This window comes from Gordonia oleivorans (assembly GCF_040044975.1).
Classification (GTDB): domain Bacteria; phylum Actinomycetota; class Actinomycetes; order Mycobacteriales; family Mycobacteriaceae; genus Gordonia; species Gordonia oleivorans.
Window position 1 is genome coordinate 52,976 of the sequence record NZ_JBDZDI010000009.1, and the last position, 19,973, is coordinate 72,948.

At 67.9% G+C, this 19,973-nt stretch carries 1 protein-coding gene (cut by a window edge); it reads right to left on the reverse strand.

Going from position 1 to position 19,973, the window contains the following annotated elements; all coding sequences use genetic code 11:
* Positions 1–19,931, reverse strand: partial view of a non-ribosomal peptide synthase/polyketide synthase gene (locus ABLE92_RS14780; protein WP_348805543.1) — the 5' portion only. 14,746 nt of this gene lie to the left of the window's left edge; 19,931 of the gene's 34,677 nt are visible here — the first part of the coding sequence; its start codon is at positions 19,929–19,931; its stop codon lies beyond the left edge, outside the window.
* Positions 19,932–19,973: the final 42 nt, after the last annotated feature.

Here is a 19,973-nt window from a genome sequence, read left to right on the forward strand (position 1 = left end):
TCGGCCGCGTAGGCGGAGGTCAGGTCGGTCACGAAGGGACTCATCGATTCACCGTCGAAGGCCATGTGATGGGCCACCACCGCGAGCACATGCTCGTCGGAGGCCTGCTCCCACAGGCGGATTCGGATCGGCCACTGTGTGGTCACGTCGAATCCGGTTTCTGCCGCCTCGGCGATCCCGGACTCGGAGTCGACGACATCCCAGTCCAATCGGGCGGCCACCGACGATGCCCGGGCAATCTTCTGATACGGCTCACCATCGACGGCAGGGAACGTCGTGTGCAGCACCTCGTGCCGCGCCACCACATGCAGCACCGCCGCGTGCAGCGCGTCGACGTCGAGGTCACCACTCAGACGAAGCACCATCGGGATGTTGTAGGCGGCCGACGACGGATCGATTCGGTTGACGTACCACATGCGCCGCTGCGCGAAAGACAACGGGATACGTTGCGGCCGTGGGATCACCGGCACCACCGGGGCGATCCGACTCGTGCCGGATGCGAGCGCGGCGGTCAGTTCACGCACCGACGGGAAATCGAACACGCTTCGCACCGATACCTCGACCGACAAGGCCTCACCGACGCGCGCGGCAAGGCGGGTCGCCGACAGGGAGTTCCCGCCGAGATCGAAGAACGACTCGGTGACACCGAGGTGGTCGATGCCGAGCACCTCCGCGAAGATCTGCAGCACTGCGGCTTCGTCATCGGTCCCGGGTTCGATGAGCTCTGCGTCGCTCTCCATCACCGGTGCCGGCAACGCCCGTCGGTCGAGTTTGCCGTTGGATGTCAACGGAATCGACTCGACGACGGTGATCACGTCCGGAACCATGTACTGGGGCACGAACTCCGCGACCGCCGTGCGTACCGCCTTCGGGTCGAGCGTCCGTGCGCGGTCATCCGACTGCTCGCCGCCCACGACGTAGCCCACCAGGGTGACGTCGGACCCGCTGCCGCGTCGGGTGTCCGCCGCTGCCGCGACGACTCCCGGTACACGGCGTAGTGCCGCCTCCACCTCACCGAGTTCGATGCGGAAACCGCGCAACTGGATCTGTGAGTCGGCGCGGCCGATGTATTCGATGTCATCGCCGACGCGTCGACCCAGATCGCCGGTGCGATACAGCCGGGTTCCGGCGACGTCGCCCGCCCCGGCCGGGGCGGCCACGAATCTCGTCGCCGTGAGCGCCGCACGTCGATGATAGCCCTGCGCGAGTTGTGTTCCCGCGACGTAGATTTCGCCCACCACGCCGGGCGGAACGGGGTGCAGACGTTCGTCCAGAATGGCGATACCCAAGGCACTCAGGGCACGCCCGACGACGCTGGGACCACCGTGGCCCACCATCGACGCGTCCAGCTCGGCGAAGGTGACGTGCACCGTCGTCTCGGTGATCCCGTACATGTTGACCAAGGTCGGCCGGTCATCGGGATCCGTCGAGTACCAGCGGTGAACCTGGTCGAAGCTCAGCTCCTCCCCGCCGAAGACGATGTAACGCAACGGGAGATCGGCGTTCGCACGTTCACGGGCGGTGATGAACTGATAGAAGGCCGAGGGCGTCTGATTGAGGACGGTCACCCCCTCGTCGCGCACCAGGCGGAGGAATTCGTCGGGGTCACGGGCAAGATCACGATCGACGATGACCAGACGTCCGCCGGTGAGCAACGGCCCCCACAGTTCCCACACCGAGAAGTCGAATGCGTAGGAGTGGAACATCGTCCACACATCGGCCTCGGTGAACTCGAACAGTTCGGCGGCGCCATCCATGAGTGCGACGACCTGCCGATGCCCGATGACGACGCCCTTGGGTCGACCTGTCGAGCCCGAGGTGTAGATCATGTATGCGGCGTCGCCGGGGCGCACCGTGACATCGCGGAGGCGGGTGCCGCCATGGGCGGGCAGGTCGTCGATATCCAATCGAGCGGCATCGGTGGCCGGAAGTGACTCCCGCGTCGTCGAATCCACCACGATGCAGGCCGGCGACGCATCGTCGATGATGTGCCGCAGCCGATCGTCGGGATTGCTCACGTCGATCGGGACATAGGCGGCGCCGGTCTTGAGAATCGCGATGATCGCCACCGGAAGCACCGTCGAGCGACGTACCGCCAAGCCCACGAACGAGCCCGGTGTCACCCCGGCATCCAGCAGGGAGGCGGCCAGCCTGGACGACTGCCGATCGAGTTCGGCGTAGGTCAGGCTCTGCCCACCGGCGGTGACGGCGATGCGATCCGGATGACGTACGACAACCTCATCGAGGAGATCGAGTACCGTGGCCGCGGCGTTCGGATTCTGCCGCCCGGGTCGGGGCAACGCCGCGAGGAGCTGCTGCTCCGCACGCGAGGTGATCACGACGTCGCCGACGGCAATGGTCGGGTCGTCGGTGACGGCCTCCAGGATGCGGATCAGACGGTCGACGACGGCGACGATCGTCGACCTGTCGAAGAGATCGGTCGCGTACCGCACACTCGCCTGCCACGGGGACAGATCCCGACCCCGGACGATCTCGAACGTCATGTCCATCTGCGACGGGCGATCCGGTGTCGGCAACGGTTCGATGCTCAGGTCGGTCGACTCGACGATTCCCGGGGTGTCGTCGAGGACGTTGAGCATCACCTGCGCGAGCGGCGCGAACGCCTGGGTACGCACCGGGGCGAGTTTCTCTACCAGATACTCGAATGGTAGGTCGCTGTGCGCGAATGCGTCGAGGTCGGTATCGCGGACGGAGTCCAAGAGCGCGCCGAAGTCCGCCGCCGAGTCGACGTGGGTGCGCAACACCACGGTGTTGACGAACATGCCGACGAGGTCATCGAGCTCCGGACTGCCGCGCCCGGCCACCGGTGACGCGACCACGATGTCGTGGCCGGCCGACAGGCGTGACAGCAACACCGCCAAGGCCGCGTGCACCACCATGAATGTCGTTGCGCCACGGTGATCGGCCAGCGAGACGATTCGACCGACGAGATCGGGATCGAGTTCGAAGTCGACGGTTTCGGTGCGCAGGGTGGCGACCTCGGGCCGGACCCGGTCGGTCGGCAGGGCGATGACATCAGGCAGCGCGGCCAGGGTCTCACGCCAATGGCCCAGTTGTCTGCCGACGACCGAATCGGGTTCGTCGACCTCGCCCAGCACGGCCCGCTGCCAGATCGCGACGTCGGCGAATTGCACTGCGAGCGTTGGCAGTTCGGGTTCGGCACCGGACCGACGAGCTCGATAGGCGGCCACCAGGTCGGTGACGAACGGTCGGATGGACTCTCCGTCGCCGGCGATGTGGTGCCACACGATGAGCAGCACGTGCCGATCGTCCGCTTCGCGCATGACGCGCACGCGCAGCGGAGTCTCGACGGTGACGTCGAAACCGCGGCCGGCCACCGCCGACAACTCGTCGAGATCTGTCACCTGCGCCCAATCAAGCTGCGCGACAGCGTTGTCGGTACTCCAGATCTTCTGGACCGGCTCCTCGTCGACGACGGGGTAGGTGGTGCGCAGGACCTCATGCCTGCTCACCACGTCGGCCACCGCCGAATGCAGGGCATCGACGTCAAGGGCACCGCGCAGGCGCAGCGCCGCCACGATGTTGTACGCCGACGAGTCGGGGTCGAAGCGATTGATGAACCACATGCGGCGCTGCGCGTAGGACAACGGAATGCGCCCAGGGCGCGGTGCCGCGGTGATCGGCGGCAGGACGGAACCGGCTCCGATGTCCAGGTGACGCGCCAGGTCACGGACACTCGGCGAGTCGAAAACCGTCCGCAGCGAGATGTCGGCCGACAGCGCCCTCGACAGGCGTGAGACCAGGCGGGTGGCCGACAGCGAGTTCCCGCCGAGTTCGAAGAAGCCCGCGGTGACCGACACCTGCTCGAGGCCGAGGACGTCGGCGACGATCTCGGCGATGACCGCCTCGACGGGCGACGCGGGTTCGACGATCCCGCTGTCGGCGACCTGTGGTCGGGGCAGTGCGCGACGGTCGATCTTGCCCGAGGAACTCAACGGCATCGGATCGAGCACCATCCAGGCGGTCGGTCGCATGTACGCCGGCAGCCGATCCTCGACCGCCTCCCGGACATCATCCAGATCGATTGTGCCCGAGAGGTAACCGACCAACTGCTGACCACCGGGTCCATCGATCACCGACGCCGCTGCGTGGACGACACCGGGAACGGCGACGAGAACGGCCTCGATCTCGCCCAGTTCGATGCGCTGCCCGCGCAGCTTCACCTGGAAATCGGTACGCCCCAGATACTCGAGGCGGCCCGTGGAGTCCCATCGCACGAGATCACCGGTGCGGTAGAGCCGCGATCCCGCACCACCAAAGGGATTGGCGACGAAGCGATCCGCGGACAGGTCACTGCGGCCCGCGTAGCCGCGCGCGAGCTGGACGCCGCCGAGATACAACTCACCGGCGATGCCGACGGGCACCGGACGCAGACGCCGATCGAGCACGTGGGTGGTCGTGTTCGCGATGGGCACCCCGATCGGCACCACGGTATCCGAGGGCACGACCTCGTGATGCGTGACGTCGACGGCCGCCTCGGTGGGACCGTAGAGATTGTGCAGGCGTGCGGTGGGCAGCGCGGTCAGCGTCTCCTGCGCCACGGCCGCCGGTAGCGCCTCACCGGAGGTGAAGACCTGCCGGACCGCGGTAAGCGCGTGGCGGTCGTCCTCGCCGAGCACGTCGAGGAAGGTGGCGAGCATGGACGGGACGAAGTGCACCGTGGTGACCGCGTGGCGGGCCATCAGCTCCGCGAGATACCGCGGGTCGCGATGTCCGTCCGGCCTGGCGATCACCAGGGTCGCGCCGGACATCAACGGCCAGAACAACTCCCACACCGACACATCGAATGTTGCCGGTGTCTTCTGCACCACCACGTCCGAAGACCCGAGCGCGAACTCGGACTGCATCCACTCGAGACGATTCACGATCGCCGCGTGCGAGACCGTGACTCCCTTGGGTGCTCCGGTCGAGCCGGAGGTGAACAGCGTGTAGGCGGCCGACTCGGGAATCGCCGTTGCCGTTGCCGCCGGCGTCGGTGCGCCGCTCCGGGGAACAGGTCCGGAAGCGTCCACGGCCACCACCGGAATGCCGTGCACGTCTGGTGTTTCCAGTACCACAGTCACCGCCGAGGGCACGTCGGGTCCGGTGAGAATGACACGCACCCCGGCCGTGGAGATCATGTACTGAAGGCGACTCGTCGGTGCGTCGATGTCCAGCGGCACGTAGTGTCCGCCCGCGCGCACGATCGCGTGGATCGCGATCAGCAATTCCGGCGAACGCTCGATGGCCACGGCGACCGCGACGTCGGTCGTGACACCCGTCGCCGCCAGATCGCGCGCCAACGCCTCGACGCGGTCACCGAATTCGCGGTAGGTCATCTCGGCCTGCCCGAAGATCAGAGCCGTCGCATCCGGTGTCGCCCGGACGCTGTCGTCCACGAGGTCCGGCAGGGATCGGGTCGAGGGCGTCGACGTCGCCCCGCGTGACCATGCGAGCACACGATCGACCGAATCCGCCTCGAGCAGAACGAGATCACCGATACGGGCGTCGGGGGTCGCAATGATCTGGCCGAGCAGGGTCACGAATGCATCCCGGTACACCTCGATGTGGTCGGCCGAGATCTCGCCGGGCAGGAACGTGAACGACAGTGTGAGGTCGTCGCCCACCGGCGACGCGCCCAATGCCACGGGGTAGTGCGTGGCGTCGGCCATCTCGACGGCGTTCACCCGCATCCCGGCGGCATCATCGGCGGTTGCCAGTGCCTGCGCCGCGTCGACCGGGTAGGACTCGTAGACGGTCAGGGTGTCGAACAGCGCAGCGAAACCCGAGCGCGTGGTCAACTCGCCGAGCCCGACATGCTGATGGTCGAGCACCGTGAGCTTGCCCTCGTGCAGGCGGCGAAGAGCCTCGGAGATCACCTGTTCGTCGGCCACATCCACGACCACCGGCACGGTGTTGATGAACAGGCCGACGGTGCGATCGACGCCGTCGAGTACCGACGGCCGGCCCGATACGGTCTCACCGAAGGAGACGATCGTCTCGCCGGTGATGCGCGACAGCAGCAGCGCCCAGGCGAACTGGATGATCTCGGCGTTGGTCACCTCGGCCGATCGGGCGAGCCGGGTGAGGGCCGCGGTGGTTTCGGCGCCGAGCGTCACCGTGGATTTCTGCGGCGCCGCCTCGGCGGTGATCGGTCGTCCGGACCCGATGAGGGTGGGCCTCTCGAGCGGCGCCAGCAGCGTGTCCCACGCCTGGAGTCCAGCGGTGATGTCCTGTGCTGCAAGCCATTCCAGATACCGGTCGTACTCGACGACGGGCCGCTCACCAGCGTCGGTGACCGTCGAGCCGGTGCGGTAGGCCGAAATCAGATCGGCGAGTATCAGGGGCGCCGACCATCCGTCGATGATGATGTGATGGTTGGTCAGGACCAGGGTGTGGCGATCACCGGGCATGCGCACCAGCAGGAACCGCAGCAGGGGGCCGCGCGCGAGATCGAACGGCCGGGAGTTCTCCGCACGGCGCATCTCGTCGAGGCGGTCGGCGGCCGCGACGTCGGTCAGGTCCGACAGATCCTCGATCCTCGTCGGTGTGTCCACCGAGGGAGCCACCACCGCGACCGGATGCCCGACGTCGGTCCGCACGAACCCCGAGCGCAGTGCGGCGTGCCGCCGGGTGAGCGCGTCGACGGCCTCGCCCAGGCGCGCCGCATCGACATCTCCGTCGATCCCCACGGTCGACTGCATGACGTAGACGTCCACGTCGCCGCGAGCGGCGGCGAGTTCGGACTCGAAGAGCAGGCCCTTCTGCAGTGGCGAGAGCGCCCAGATCTGCGCACCCGGGTGCTCGGCGCAGAGCCGATCGAGTTCCGATTGCGTCAGGTCGGCACCGGGGATGTCCGACGGCGACGGTCCCACCTCGTCGACGCGTGCGACCAACGCGACCATCTCCGCCAGGGCTTCGGTGAAATACTGCGCAACCGAACCCATCTCGTCATCCGAGAGTGCGTCCGGCTGATGGCGCCAGTCGACCTCCAGGATCCGTCCGGACGACGAGGGGACGGTGGAGACGGTGACGTCGAGCACCCCGGGCGCCACCATGTCTCCCCGAATGGTGCCGGCGAGCCGGTGACGCTGCGGCACCGGTGCAAACGCGACCGTCTCGGTCTGATGCCCCTGTGATCCGTCGGCGTCGAGCGGCGCGCCGCTGACATTGCCGAGATAGTTGAGCGTGATCTCGGGCAGCGGGCGGTCGGCGATCGGGGATCCCGGCATGAGGTATCGGTGGACGCCGAAGCCGATTCCGTGATCGGGTAGGGCGGCGAGTGTCTCCTTCACACCCTTGACGATCGCGATCAGCTCACCATCGGTGGCCGGAGCCGCCACCCCGAAGGTGACCGGCGCGATGCCGGTGAACCATCCGACGGTCAGGGTCAGATCGGCGCCCGCGGCGATGTGCTCTTCGCGGCCGTGTCCCTCGAGCAGCACCGTGACGTCGGTGGGGGCCGCTCCCCGTCCGTCGTCGTCGACGCTCGTCTCACCTCGCGCGCGGAGCCGGGCGAGGGCGATTCCCAACGCCGCGAGCAGCACATCGTGCACCCCGGCACGGAATGCCGCGGCCACCTCGACCAGTACCCGCTCGGCGGTCTCCGCCGGAATCTGCCGGTGCAGAGACCCGAATGCCTTGTCGCGATGCCGGACCGGGTCGAGTTCGCCGACCGGCGATGTCCGCCCGGCCGGCAGCATGCGATCCCAGAGGTCGGCCTCGTGTGCGCGCGAACCCACGAGATCGGTGATGGCCGCCGCCCAGCGGCGCATCGAGGTTCCCTCGGCGGGAAGGCCGATTGCGTCGCCTCGTGCGCGCTGTGCACCTGCACTTGCCAGGTCGGCGATGATGGTCTGCCACGACACCGCATCCACCGCCAGGTGGTGAACAACGATCACCAGCCGACCGCCCTCACCCGATTCCGGTAGCAGCGCAACGCATCTCACCATCGCCCCCGCGGCCGGATCGAGTCGCAGTGCGGCGTCGGCGTGCGCGCTCACGACGTCGTCGGTCCCGGGCGAGACCGGTGTCGGGCGCACCTCGACGGCGGCCGAAGCCTCGAACGGTCCTCCCGCCACCAGCACGGGTTCTTCTCCGTCGGTCTCGGCGAGACGCGCCGACAACATCGGATGTGCGGCGACGACGGCGCCCACCACGTCGCCGATGAGTGCTGCGTCGGCACCCGCGGGCAGGGTCACCACCATGGCCTGGCTGAAGTCGGCGTAGTCCTCGGCGGAATCGGCTCGTTCCAGCATCCACCGGGCGACGGGGAGCAGCGGCATCTCCCCGATCCCACCACCGGGCAACTCGAGCAGGATGTCATCGCCACCAGCGGTGGCCAATGCCGCCAGCCCGCGAACCGTCTTGCGCTCGAAGATGTCTCGCGGACGGATTCCGAGCCCCGCCGCACGCAGCATCGCCGAGAGCTGAATCGACATGATCGAATCCCCGCCGAGCGCGAAGAACGAATCGTTCACCCCGATCCCGGGCAGTCCGAGGATGCCCGAGGTCATCTCGGCGATCAGTGTTTCGGTGGCATTCGTCGGCGCGTCCGGAGCGCCGGAGACCCCGATGACCGGCTCGGGCAGTGCCTTTCGGTCGATCTTGCCCGACACCGTGAGAGGCATCGTGTCGAGCACCGTCCAGGAATCCGGTCGCATGTACTCGGGCAGCCGGTCGCGGGAGAGCTCCTCGAGGAGCTCGACCCGCACCTGTGGTCCGCCGGCCACGTAGGCGGCCAGGATGCGACCGCCACCCGGAGTGGTCACCACCGCGGCGGCCACATGGGTGACGCCGGGTGCGGCGGCCACCACCGACTCGATCTCGCCGAGTTCGATGCGCTGTCCGCGCAGCTTCACCTGGAAGTCGGTGCGCCCCAGATACTCGATCTCACCGGTGGCGTTCCACCGGACCAGATCGCCGGTGCGATACAGGCGCCCGCCCGCCGGACCGAACGGATCGGCGACGAAGCGATCCGCACTCAGATCGGGACGACCGGCGTACCCACGTGCCACCTGGACCCCGCCGAGATACAGCTCACCGGCCACACCCGCCGGTACCGGGCGCAGACGCTGGTCGAGGACGTAGGTTGCGGTGTTCCAGACCGCCGTACCGATCGGGATCACCTCGTCGGTGAGTGCCACCTGATGATGGGTGACGTCGACGGCCGCCTCGGTCGGACCGTACAGGTTGTGCAGCGCAACACCATCCGGCAATCCGGTCAACGCAGCCGTGGCGGTGGCGGCGGTCAGCGCCTCACCAGAGGTGAACAATGAACGCACACTGCGCAGGTCGCCCAGACCGTCTGAGCCGAGCACGTCGCAGAACACCGCCAGCATCGACGGCACGAAGTGCAGTGCCGAGACCCTCTCGGCGGCGATCGTTTCCGCCAGATACTGCGGATCGCGATGCCCGTCGGGGCGGGCGATCACCAGGCGTGCGCCCGTCATCAGCGGCCAGAACAGTTCCCACACCGAGACATCGAAGGTGACCGGGGTCTTCTGCAGCACGACGTCGTCGCCGGTCAAGCCGAAGCGTGATTGCATCCACAGCAGGCGGTTGACGATGGCGCCGTGCGACACCGTCACACCCTTGGGCCGTCCGGTGGAGCCGGAGGTGAACAACGTATACGCCGCCGAGTCCGCGGTGAGAGACCCCCGGCGTTCACTCGGATCGAAGGGTTGCACCTGCGCCGGACGGTGCGCATCGACCTCGACGGTCGCCACGCCGGGAATCTGCGACGGCCACAGCGTATCTCGACCCGCGACCAGCATCAGCCCGGCACCTGCCGTCTCGAGCATGTAGGCCACCCGCTCGACCGGGGCGTCGGGGTCCACCGGCACATAGTGCCCACCCGCGACGACGACCGCGTGGATCGCCACCAGCATCTCGATAGAGCGTGGGATCGCCACCGCCACAGCGGTATCCGGACCAACACCCAGCGTCACCAGACGACGCGCCAACGAGGACACCAGCGCGCCGAACTCACCCCGCGATACCCGACGATCCTCGAAGACCAGGGCCGCTGTATCCGGTGCGTCACCCAGCGCGGCGAGCACCAGATCACCCAGCGCCTCCGGGTTCGCGCCGATCTCGACCGTCTCGCCGTGTGACCAGCCGAGCACGTCGTCGATCTCGGCGAAGATGGGCGCATCACCGACCGCGACGGTCGGATCGGCGGTGACGGTGTCCAGTAGTGCGATCAACCGGGCGATGAACGTCTCGATCCCCGGTTCGTCGAACAGGTCGGTGGCGTAGGTCAGCGCGCCGGCCCAGCCGCGATCGGATTGCCGGATCTCCAGACTCAGATCCACCTGTGCCGGGTGGTCGCCGGTCTCGGCCGGTTCCACTGTCAATCCCGGAAGCGACGCCGTGCCCGCGGTGTCGTCGACGACGTTCAGCATCACCTGGGCCAGTGGCGCAAACGCTTGCGAGCGTGACGGATTGAGGCGCTCGACGAGCAACTCGAAGGGAACGTCGGAGTTGTCGAAGGCCGCCAGATCGGTGGTGCGGACCTCGGCGAGCAGGTCGGTGAACGACGCCGACGGGTCGACCGCGGTGCGCAGCACCAGGGTGTTGACGAACATACCGATGAGCTCGGCGACCTCGGGGCGGCCGCGGCCGGCGATCGGTGTCGCGATCGCGATGTCGTCGGTGGCCGACAGTCGTGACAGCAGCACCGCCAGGGCGGCGTGGACGACCATGAACGGGGTGACGTCGGCGCCGCGTGCCACCTCGGCGATCCGCGCCACGGTGGTGTCCGGGAACGCGAAGGCGGTGGTGCGGCCACGCATCGACGCGACCGGCGGTCGTGGATGATCGGTGGGGATCTCCAGCAGATCCGGAAGATCGGCCAGCGCAGTGCGCCAGTGGTCGAGTTGCCGGCCCAGCACCGACGTCGGATCCGATGCGTCCCCGAGGACCGCACGCTGCCAGATCGCGACATCGGCGAACTGCACCGGCAGCGGGAGCAGACCCGGTTCGCCGCCCGTCAGGCGACTTGTGTAGGCGGACACCAGATCTCGCACGAGCGGTCGAACCGACTCATTGTCCGCGGCGATGTGATGGACGACCACCACCAGGACGTGGCGCGTATCCGACTCGGCGTGCACCCGAATCCGGATCGGCCACTGGTGGCTGACGTCGAATCCGTCACCGGCCGCCTCGACGATGCCTGCGTGATCGGGGCTCACCGCCCAGTCGAGTCGATCGGCGATGAGTTCGGCACTCTCGATGACCTGTACCGGATTGCCGTCACGCCGCGGATAGACGGTGCGCAGGATCTCGTGTCGTCTCACCACGTCACCGAACGCGGCGCGCAGTGCCTCGACGTCGAGATCGCCGGTCAGGCGGAGACCGGACACGATGTTGTAGGCCGCAGAACTCGGGTCGTACTGATTGATGAACCACATCCGGCGTTGCGCGAAGGACAGCGGAAGCGGATCGGGACGGGTCACCGCCACCAGCGGCACCACCGCCGAATCGCCCTCGGTGACAACGGTTTGTGCGATCTCGCGCACCGACGGGGCATCGAACACCATGCGCACCGACACGTCGGCACCCAGCGCGTCGCCGAGTCGTGCCGCCAGCCGGGTCGCCGACAGGGAGTTGCCGCCGAGGTCGAAGAAGGAGTCGACCACACTGACCCGTTCCACACCCAGCACGTCGGCGAACACGTCGGCGACCGCGGATTCCCGATCGGTGGTCGGGGCGACATACTCCGATGACTCGAACGTCGGCTGCGGCAGCGCTTTTCGATCGAGCTTGCCGGCCGTGTTCAGCGGCACCGAGTCCAGCTGCACCCATAGCCCGGGCCGCATGTACTCCGGCAGATCCACCGATACCGCCGACTTCACCGCGTCGAGATCCAGGGTCTGTCCCGGCCGGGCCGCGACATACCCGACGAGATGTTCACCACCGGCCGACGACACCACGGTTGCGGCCGCGTGGACCACGCCCGGAGCGCTTGCGAGGGCGGCCTCGATCTCACCCAGCTCGATCCGTTGGCCGCGCAACTTGACCTGAAAGTCGGTGCGGCCCAGATACTCCAGATCGCCCGCCGGGTTGCGGCGCACCAGATCGCCGGTCCGGTAGAGCCGGGTACCCGGCGCGCCGAACGGGTCGGCCACAAAACGTTCCGAGGTGAGGTCGGCCCGCGAGGCGTAACCGCGCGCCAACTGGACTCCGCCGAGGTACAACTCGCCCACCACGCCGTCGGGGACGATCCGCAGCAGATCATCGAGAACATGGGACGTGGAATTCCACATGGGCTTGCCGATCGGGACGTTGAGCACCCGGTCGGCGTCGAGAACGCGCTGATAGGTGATCTCGACCGCGGCCTCGGTGGGTCCGTACAGGTTGTAGAGATCGGCATCGGGAATCGATTCGAGGGTCTGCGCGGCAACCGCGGGTGGCAGTGCCTCGCCGGTGGTTCCGATGAAACGCAGTCCGGTCAGCGCCGCCAACCGTTGCGGGCCCGCGAGATCGAGGAAGACCGACAGCATCGACGGCACGAAGTGCACCATCGTCGCCTGCTCGGCGGCGATGGTCTCGGCCACATACACCGGGTCGAGGTGCCCGTCGGCCCGCAGGACCACGATCTTCGAGCCCACCAGGAACGGCGCGAAGATCTCCGGCACCGAGCAGTCAAAGGTGTACGGAGTCTTGAGGACGACCAGGTCGGTGGCGTCGATGGGCATCTGATCCAGACCCCACCACAGCCGATTGAGCACCGCGGAGTGACTCAATGTCACACCCTTGGGGCGCCCGGTGGAGCCCGAGGTGAAGATCGTATAGGCGGCGCCCTCGGGGCGCAGAGGTCCGCGCCGATCGGCGTCGACGACGGGCCGGGTGTCACCGACCACCGCCCCGGAGGTGTCGACGGCCAGGATGGCGGCTCCACAACCGCTGACCGCGGTCGGCGTCGGCCCCGGACCGACCAGCACGAGCTCGGCACCCGCGGTCTCGACCATGTACCGGGCCCGATCGATCGGGGCCGCGGTGTCGATGGGCACGTACTGACCGCCGGCGGTGACGATGGCGTGAATGGCGACCACCATCTCCACCGACCGTGGAATACACACTCCGACAGCGGAGTCCGGACCCACACCGCGTCCGATCAGCTCGCGGGCGAGCGCCGAGACCCGGTCGGACAGTTCGCCATGGCTGACCACTCGGCCCTCGTGGATCATCGCGGTGGCCCGGGGCGAACGCGCCATCCCCGCCCCGAGCGCCTCGGGCAGCGTCTGCGGCGCCAGTACGACGGTTTCGCCGGCGGCGCGGGAGATGACGGCGGCGTGCTGCTCGGCGGAGAGCAACTCGACGTCGGCGACCGCCCCCTGTGGGTCCTCGGTCATCCGGCGCAACACCCGGACCAGGTACTCCCCGATCAGTTCGACCGACGAGCGATCGAACAGATCTGTGGCATAGACGATCTGTGCGCGCCAGCTGCCGTCGGGGGTGGCCGTGCCGACCGAGAACGTCAGATCGACCTTGGCCCAGTCGACACCGGGGTCGACCGTCTCGAGGTGAAGGCCCCCCAGCACGGCCGACACGTCGGCTCCGGGCTCACCGGCCAGCCCGAAATCGTGTTGATCGAACGACAGCATCACCTGAGCCAGCGGCGCGAATGCCTCGGACCGAACCGGATCGAGCCGCTCGACCAGATACTCGAACGGCACGTCGGCATGGGCGAACGCATCGAGATCGATGGTGCGCACGCGGTCGAGGAACTCCGCATACGTCTGTCCCGGCTCCTGCCGGGTGCGCAGGAGCAGGGTGTTGACGAACATCCCGACGAGGTCGTCGAGCACCTCACGGCCACGCCCGGCCACCGGGATGGCGACCGCGACGTCGTCGGTGTTGGCCAGCCTCGACAACATCAACGCCAGCGCGGCGTGGGTGATCATGAACTCGGTGACGCCCGCCGTCCGTGCCAGTTGCCGCACACCGTCGGCGACGTCGGCGGGCACGGTGAAGTCGACTGCGGCGCCGGCCATCGACGCCACCGGCGGCCGCGGCCGGTCGGTGGGGAGTTCGAGCACTTCCGGCGAATCGGCCAGCTGGGACTCCCAGTACGCGAGTTGCCGCCCGAGTACCGATGAGTCGTCGTCGACGTTGCCGAGCACCTCATGCTGCCAGATCGCGAAGTCGGCGAACTGTACCGGCAATGGCGAGAATTCCGGGTGACCACCGCGACGGCGCGCGGCATATGCCACCGCCAGGTCGGCCACCAGCGGGCCGAGGGACTCGCCGTCGCCGGCGATGTGGTGGATGACCACGAGCAACAGATGACGCTGCGGCGCCTCACGCAGCAATCGCACCCGGATGGGCAGATCGGCCGTCACGTCGAATCCGGCGACCGCGGCCGCGGTGATGTCGTCCGGGCCGTCGACAACCTGCCAGTCCAGTCGATCGATCGCCTCGCCGACCGGGCGGATGTCCTGATGAGGACGACCATCCACGGAGCCGAACACCGTACGCAGCACCTCGTGACGCGCGATGACATCGCCGATCGCGGCGTGCAATGCCGCGACGTCGAGGTCACCGGTCAGCCGCAGCGCGGCGGGCAGATTGTAGGCGGCCGAGCCTGCGTCGAAACGGTTGATGAACCACATGCGTTGTTGCGCAAAGGACAGCGGAACCGGTGCGGTTCGTGGGCGGACGACGATCGGAGCAAGCGACCCGGTTCCGGGTCGGAGGTTCGCGGCGAGTTCGCGCACCGACGGCGCCTCGAACACGGTGCGCACCGAGACATCGGCATCCAGCGCTTCGCCGACGCGGGCAGCCAGGCGCGTCGCCGACAGCGAGTTGCCTCCCAGGTCGAAAAACGATGCCACGACGCTGATCTCGGAGACGCCGAGCACGTCGGCGAACGCTCCCGCCACCCGGATCTCGGTGTCATCGGCCGCCGGGACAAAGACCTCGGACTTACCGAAATCCGGTTCCGGCAGGGCTTTCCGGTCCACCTTGCCGGTCGGATTCAACGGGATGCGATCGAGAGGCACCACCACCTCGGGCACCATATAGGACGGCAGACGGGCGGCGGTCGCGCTGATGACGTCGGCCGGGGAGATCACGGCGCCGTCGGCAGCGGTGACGTAGGCCGCCAACCGTGTGCCCGCGGCGGATTCGACACCGACGACCACCGCCGAGCCGATCTCGGCGAGGTCCGCCACGGCGGCCTCGACATCGCCCAGTTCGATTCGCAGACCACGGATCTTGACCTGGAAGTCCGACCGGCCGACGTACTCCAGTTCCATGGCCGAGGTCCACCGCACCAGATCACCGGTCCGGTACAGACGTTGCCCGGGTGCGCCGTGGGGATGTGCCACGAAGCGCTCCGCGGTCTTGCCGGGCTGACCGACATAGCCTCGTGCAAGCGGTGGACCGGCGAGGTACAACTCGCCGACGACCCCGATCGGCACCGGTCGCATCCGCTCGTCGAGGACGACCGTGGTGATCCCGTCGACCGGTGCACCGATGGTCACCGGTTCACCCGGGCGCAGCGCGGCAGTGGAGGTGGCGATGATGGTGGTCTCCGACGGGCCATAGAGGTTGTACATCTCTCGGCGACCGTCGGGGCTCACCCACCGTGTCACCTCGGCGGCCGGAAGTGCTTCGCCCGCGGTCATCAAGACCGGCAGTGCCCCGGCGGACAGATCCGGGACCGTGGCGAGCACGCTCGGGACCAGCACCGCGTGGGTGACGTCGTGATCGGTGATCAGAGCCCCGAGTTCAGCGCCTCCGTAGACCTCCGGCGGCGAGATGACCAGGGTGGCGGCATTACCGTAGGCCAGCAGGAATTCAAACACCGACGCGTCGAAGCCGGGGGAACTCACCGCGAGCATCCGCGACGCCGGGGTCAACCCGTACCGGTGCGCCGCCAGGACGGCCACGTTGGCCACCGCGCGCTGGGTGACCGCCACGCCCTTGGGACGACCGGTGGAACCGGAGGTGAAGATGAGATAGGCGGCCGAATCCGGGGTGAGGACGCCTCGACGTTCGGTATCGGTGATCGGCGAGTCACTGCGGTCGGCCGGCCGGTCGTCGAGATCGCTTGGGAGGACGATCCATTCGGGCCCGGTCGGCACCACCGACGCATGCTGCTCGCCGACGACACCGATGCGTGCGCGACTGTCATCGACGATCGCCGCGATCCGCTCGGCGGGATATTGCGGGTCGACGGGGCAGAAGACGGCGCCGGTCTTGGCGACGGCCCACACCACCACCTGCCCGACCAGGCCGCGAGCCAGCACCGACACGACCACCTGTTCCGGTCCGGCTCCGGCCGCGATCAATCGGCGCGCCAGGGCGTTGGACGCCTCGTCGAGCTCGCGGTAGGTCAGTGAGCGGTCACCGCAGACCGCGGCGGTCCGCTGACCCGCACGAGCCGCCGAGGCGAACAACTGCGCCAGCGTGGACGGGGACGCGGCGGACGGACCGGCGACCACCATCGCGTCACGGTGGGCGGGCTCGAGGACATCGAAATCGCGGAGCAACCGATCGGAGGCATCGACGGCCTGGCGCGCGACGTGCTCGAAGTACTCGACCAGCCGCGCGATCGTGACCGGCTCGAACAGATCGGCAGCGAAATCTATCGTGCCGGAGAGGAAGTCGCCGCCACCGGAATCACCGGCCAGACCCTCCACATAGGTGATGTTGAGGTCGTAGTCGGTGAGCGCGCGGGTCTGCTCCACGAATTCTGCTGCCACACCGGGCAATTCGAACCTGTTGGCCGCGGCATCCTGCAACGCGAGGGCCACCTGGAACAAGGGTGCATGTGACTGTGTTCGCGGCGCCTGCACGGCATCGACGACGAGTTCGAAGGGTACGTCCGCATTCGACATGGCCGCGAGGTCGCGGTCGCGGACCATTGCCAGCAGTTCGTCGAAACCGCTGTCGACGTCGAATTCGGTTCGCAGCACCAGCGTGTTGACGAACATGCCGACCAGATCGTCGAGTGCCCGTTCGCCTCGACCGGCATACGGCGTTCCCACACTGATGTCGGTGGCACCGGTGACCCGGTTGAGGACCACCAGCCACAGTGCGTGGAGCACCATGAACAACGAGACCTCGTGGCGGCGGGCGAGATCCTCGAGTTCGGCGGCCATGCCGGCGCCGATCGTGAACGGGTGACGTTCGGAGCGTTTGCTCTGCACGCGCGGCCGCACATGATCTAGTGGCAGGTCGATGAGTTCGGGTGCGCCACTGAGTGTGTCACGCCAGAAGGCCAGTTGCTGACCCGCGACGGAGTCGGGGTCGAGGGGGTCACCGAGGACCGAACGCTGCCACAGTGTGTAGTCCACATACTGCACGGCGAGCTTGTCGAACTCCGGTGCCGAGCCGCTACGGCGGGCGTGGTAGGCGGCCATCACGTCACGGGCCAACGGGGCGATGGACGCACCGTCGGCGATCACGTGGTGGGCGACGAAGACCAGCGTGTAGTCGGTGTCGGACAGTTGCAACAGCCGGATACGCAGGGGCGGGGCGGCGTGGAGGTCGAACGGCGCGCGAACCAGCGCGTCGACCGTGGCGTTGACCTCGTCCATCGCGACCGTAAGCGCCGGATGCACCTCGACGTCGAGCGCGACATCGTCTGCGTCACAGACGACTTGGACCGGGACGCCATCGGTTGCCGGGAAACGTGTGCGCAGCGCCTCGTGGCGGGTGATGACATCGTCGATGGCCTCGGCGAGATGGGCGGTGGAGACCGCACCGGAGAACGTCATCACCAGCGGGATGTTGTAGACGGCACTGTCGGGTTCGAGTTCGGCGAGGAACCACAGACGTTGCTGGGCATAGGACAACGGGATCGCGCCGTCTCGTTCGACCGCGGACAACTCGGGCCGGTCGATGTGACCGCGTCCGACGATGCGCTCGGCCAGTGCCCGGACGGTGCGGCATTCGAAGATGTCGCGCACGCCCACCCGCAGTTCGAGGACCTCGGTCGACCGCGCGGCGATCTGGGCGGCGACAAGCGAATTGCCGCCCAGGTTGAACACCGATTCGGTCGCACCGACCCGATCGACCCCGAGGAGTTCGGCGAAGACCTTGGCGAGGCGATGTTCGAGGCCGCCTTCGGGCTCGACGAAGTCGGCTGCTGCCGTGTGCATCGTCGGCATCGGCAACGCGGCGCGATCGAGTTTGCCGTTGACGTTGAGCGGCAACTGCTCGAGCACCATGATCACGTCGGGGACCATGTAGTCCGGGACGGCGGCGGCCACCGCCGCGCGCACCTCGTCGACGTCGAAAGATGTTCCGTCCGCGGCAGCACCGGTGACGTAGCCGACGAGGTGATCGAGATGATTCTCGCGTTGCCTGACCGCCGCGGCGGCCGCGTGCACACCCGGCGCCGACATCAGTGCCGCCTCGACCTCCCCGAGTTCGATACGGAAGCCACGCAACTTGACCTGGGCATCACTGCGCCCGAGGTATTCCAGCCCGTCGCCGCGGATGATCGCCACGTCTCCGGTGCGATACATCCGCTGACCCGCGACGAACGGATTCGCCACGAAGCGGGTGGCATTGAGCTCCGAGCGCCCGAGATAGCCCCTGGTGACCTGCGGCCCGGCGAGGTAGAGCTCACCGGTCACGCCGTCGGGTACCGGCGCCAGCCTCCGGTCGAGAACATATGTGGTCAATCCGGGTAGTGCGCCACCGATGTCGGAGGCGGCCGTGCCGGCAACGAAGTCGGGCGTCAGATCCCGCCGGGTCGCGTACACGGTCACCTCGGTCGGGCCGTACATGTTGTTCAGCGCCGGCCCGATGGTGCCGTCGATCTCGAGTCGCTCGTCGTACCAGCGTCGCACCTGTTCGAAGTCGAGTGCTTCGCCCATCAGTACGAGATAGCGCAGGGTGCCGGCGAGTCGGCCGAGCGCCGGCGGCCGTAACGCCGCCGACAGCTGATAGAACGCCGAGGGCGTCATGTTGACGAAGGTGATCTGTTCCCGGTTGACGACGTCGACGAAATCGCCGGGCGATCGGGTGGTGAAGAAGTCCAGCACCACCAGCCGGCCACCGAAGCAGAACGCTGCCCAGATCTCGGCCACCGACACGTCGAAGGCGTAGGACTGGAACATCGCCCAGACGTCGGATTCGGAGAGGTCATACATCGCGTCGAGGGCATCCATCAGGTGGATCACGCCCTCGTGCGGAACGACAACACCTTTCGGCTTGCCGGTCGAACCCGAGGTGTACATCACATAGGCGGGGTGGCGCGGATCGATCGTGGCGGGAATCGCGTCGTGGCCGTCGTCGGTGGCCACCTCCTCGACTGTCCGCAGGTCCACGTCGAGGTGATCTCGCCACTGCGCACGCGTGTCGGTGTCGGTGATGACGAGGACCGGTCGCGCGTCGGCGACGATGGTGTGCAGTCGGTCCACCGGATGCGATCGGTCCAGCGGCAGGTACGCCGCCCCGGATTTGAGCACGCCGAGCAGGGCCACGATGAGGCTCGCGTCGCGGTCGAGTGCCACCCCCACGAGTCGCTCGGGACCCGCTCCGGCGGCGACCAGGCCCGCGGCGATGCGATCGGAGAGCCGGTCGAGTTCGCGATAGGTCAGCGTGGTGCCGGCGAGATCGGTCAGCGCGACGGCCTCGGCACACCGATGCGCGGACGCCCGGAAAACCCCGGGCAGCGTTGCGAAGTCAGATGTCCCGGCCACCGCGAGGGCGGCCGAACGCACCTCGGCGACCGCGTTGCGGGTCTTGGTCGCGATCTCCTCGGGAGTGAGCCCGGGCGCCGCGATCAGGCCGGTGACGGTACCGGTGACAGCGGCCTCGGTGTCGAGTCCCTGCGCGGCGAAAATGCCTGCGGTGACCGATATCTGCGCGTCGAGCCGGCCGAACGGGATGGGGCCGGCGGCACCGGTGAAAGCAACAGCGTTCGGGTCGTTGGCAGCGGCCATCGACACCAGGTCGGATGTCGCAGGATCGATACCCCATGGGCG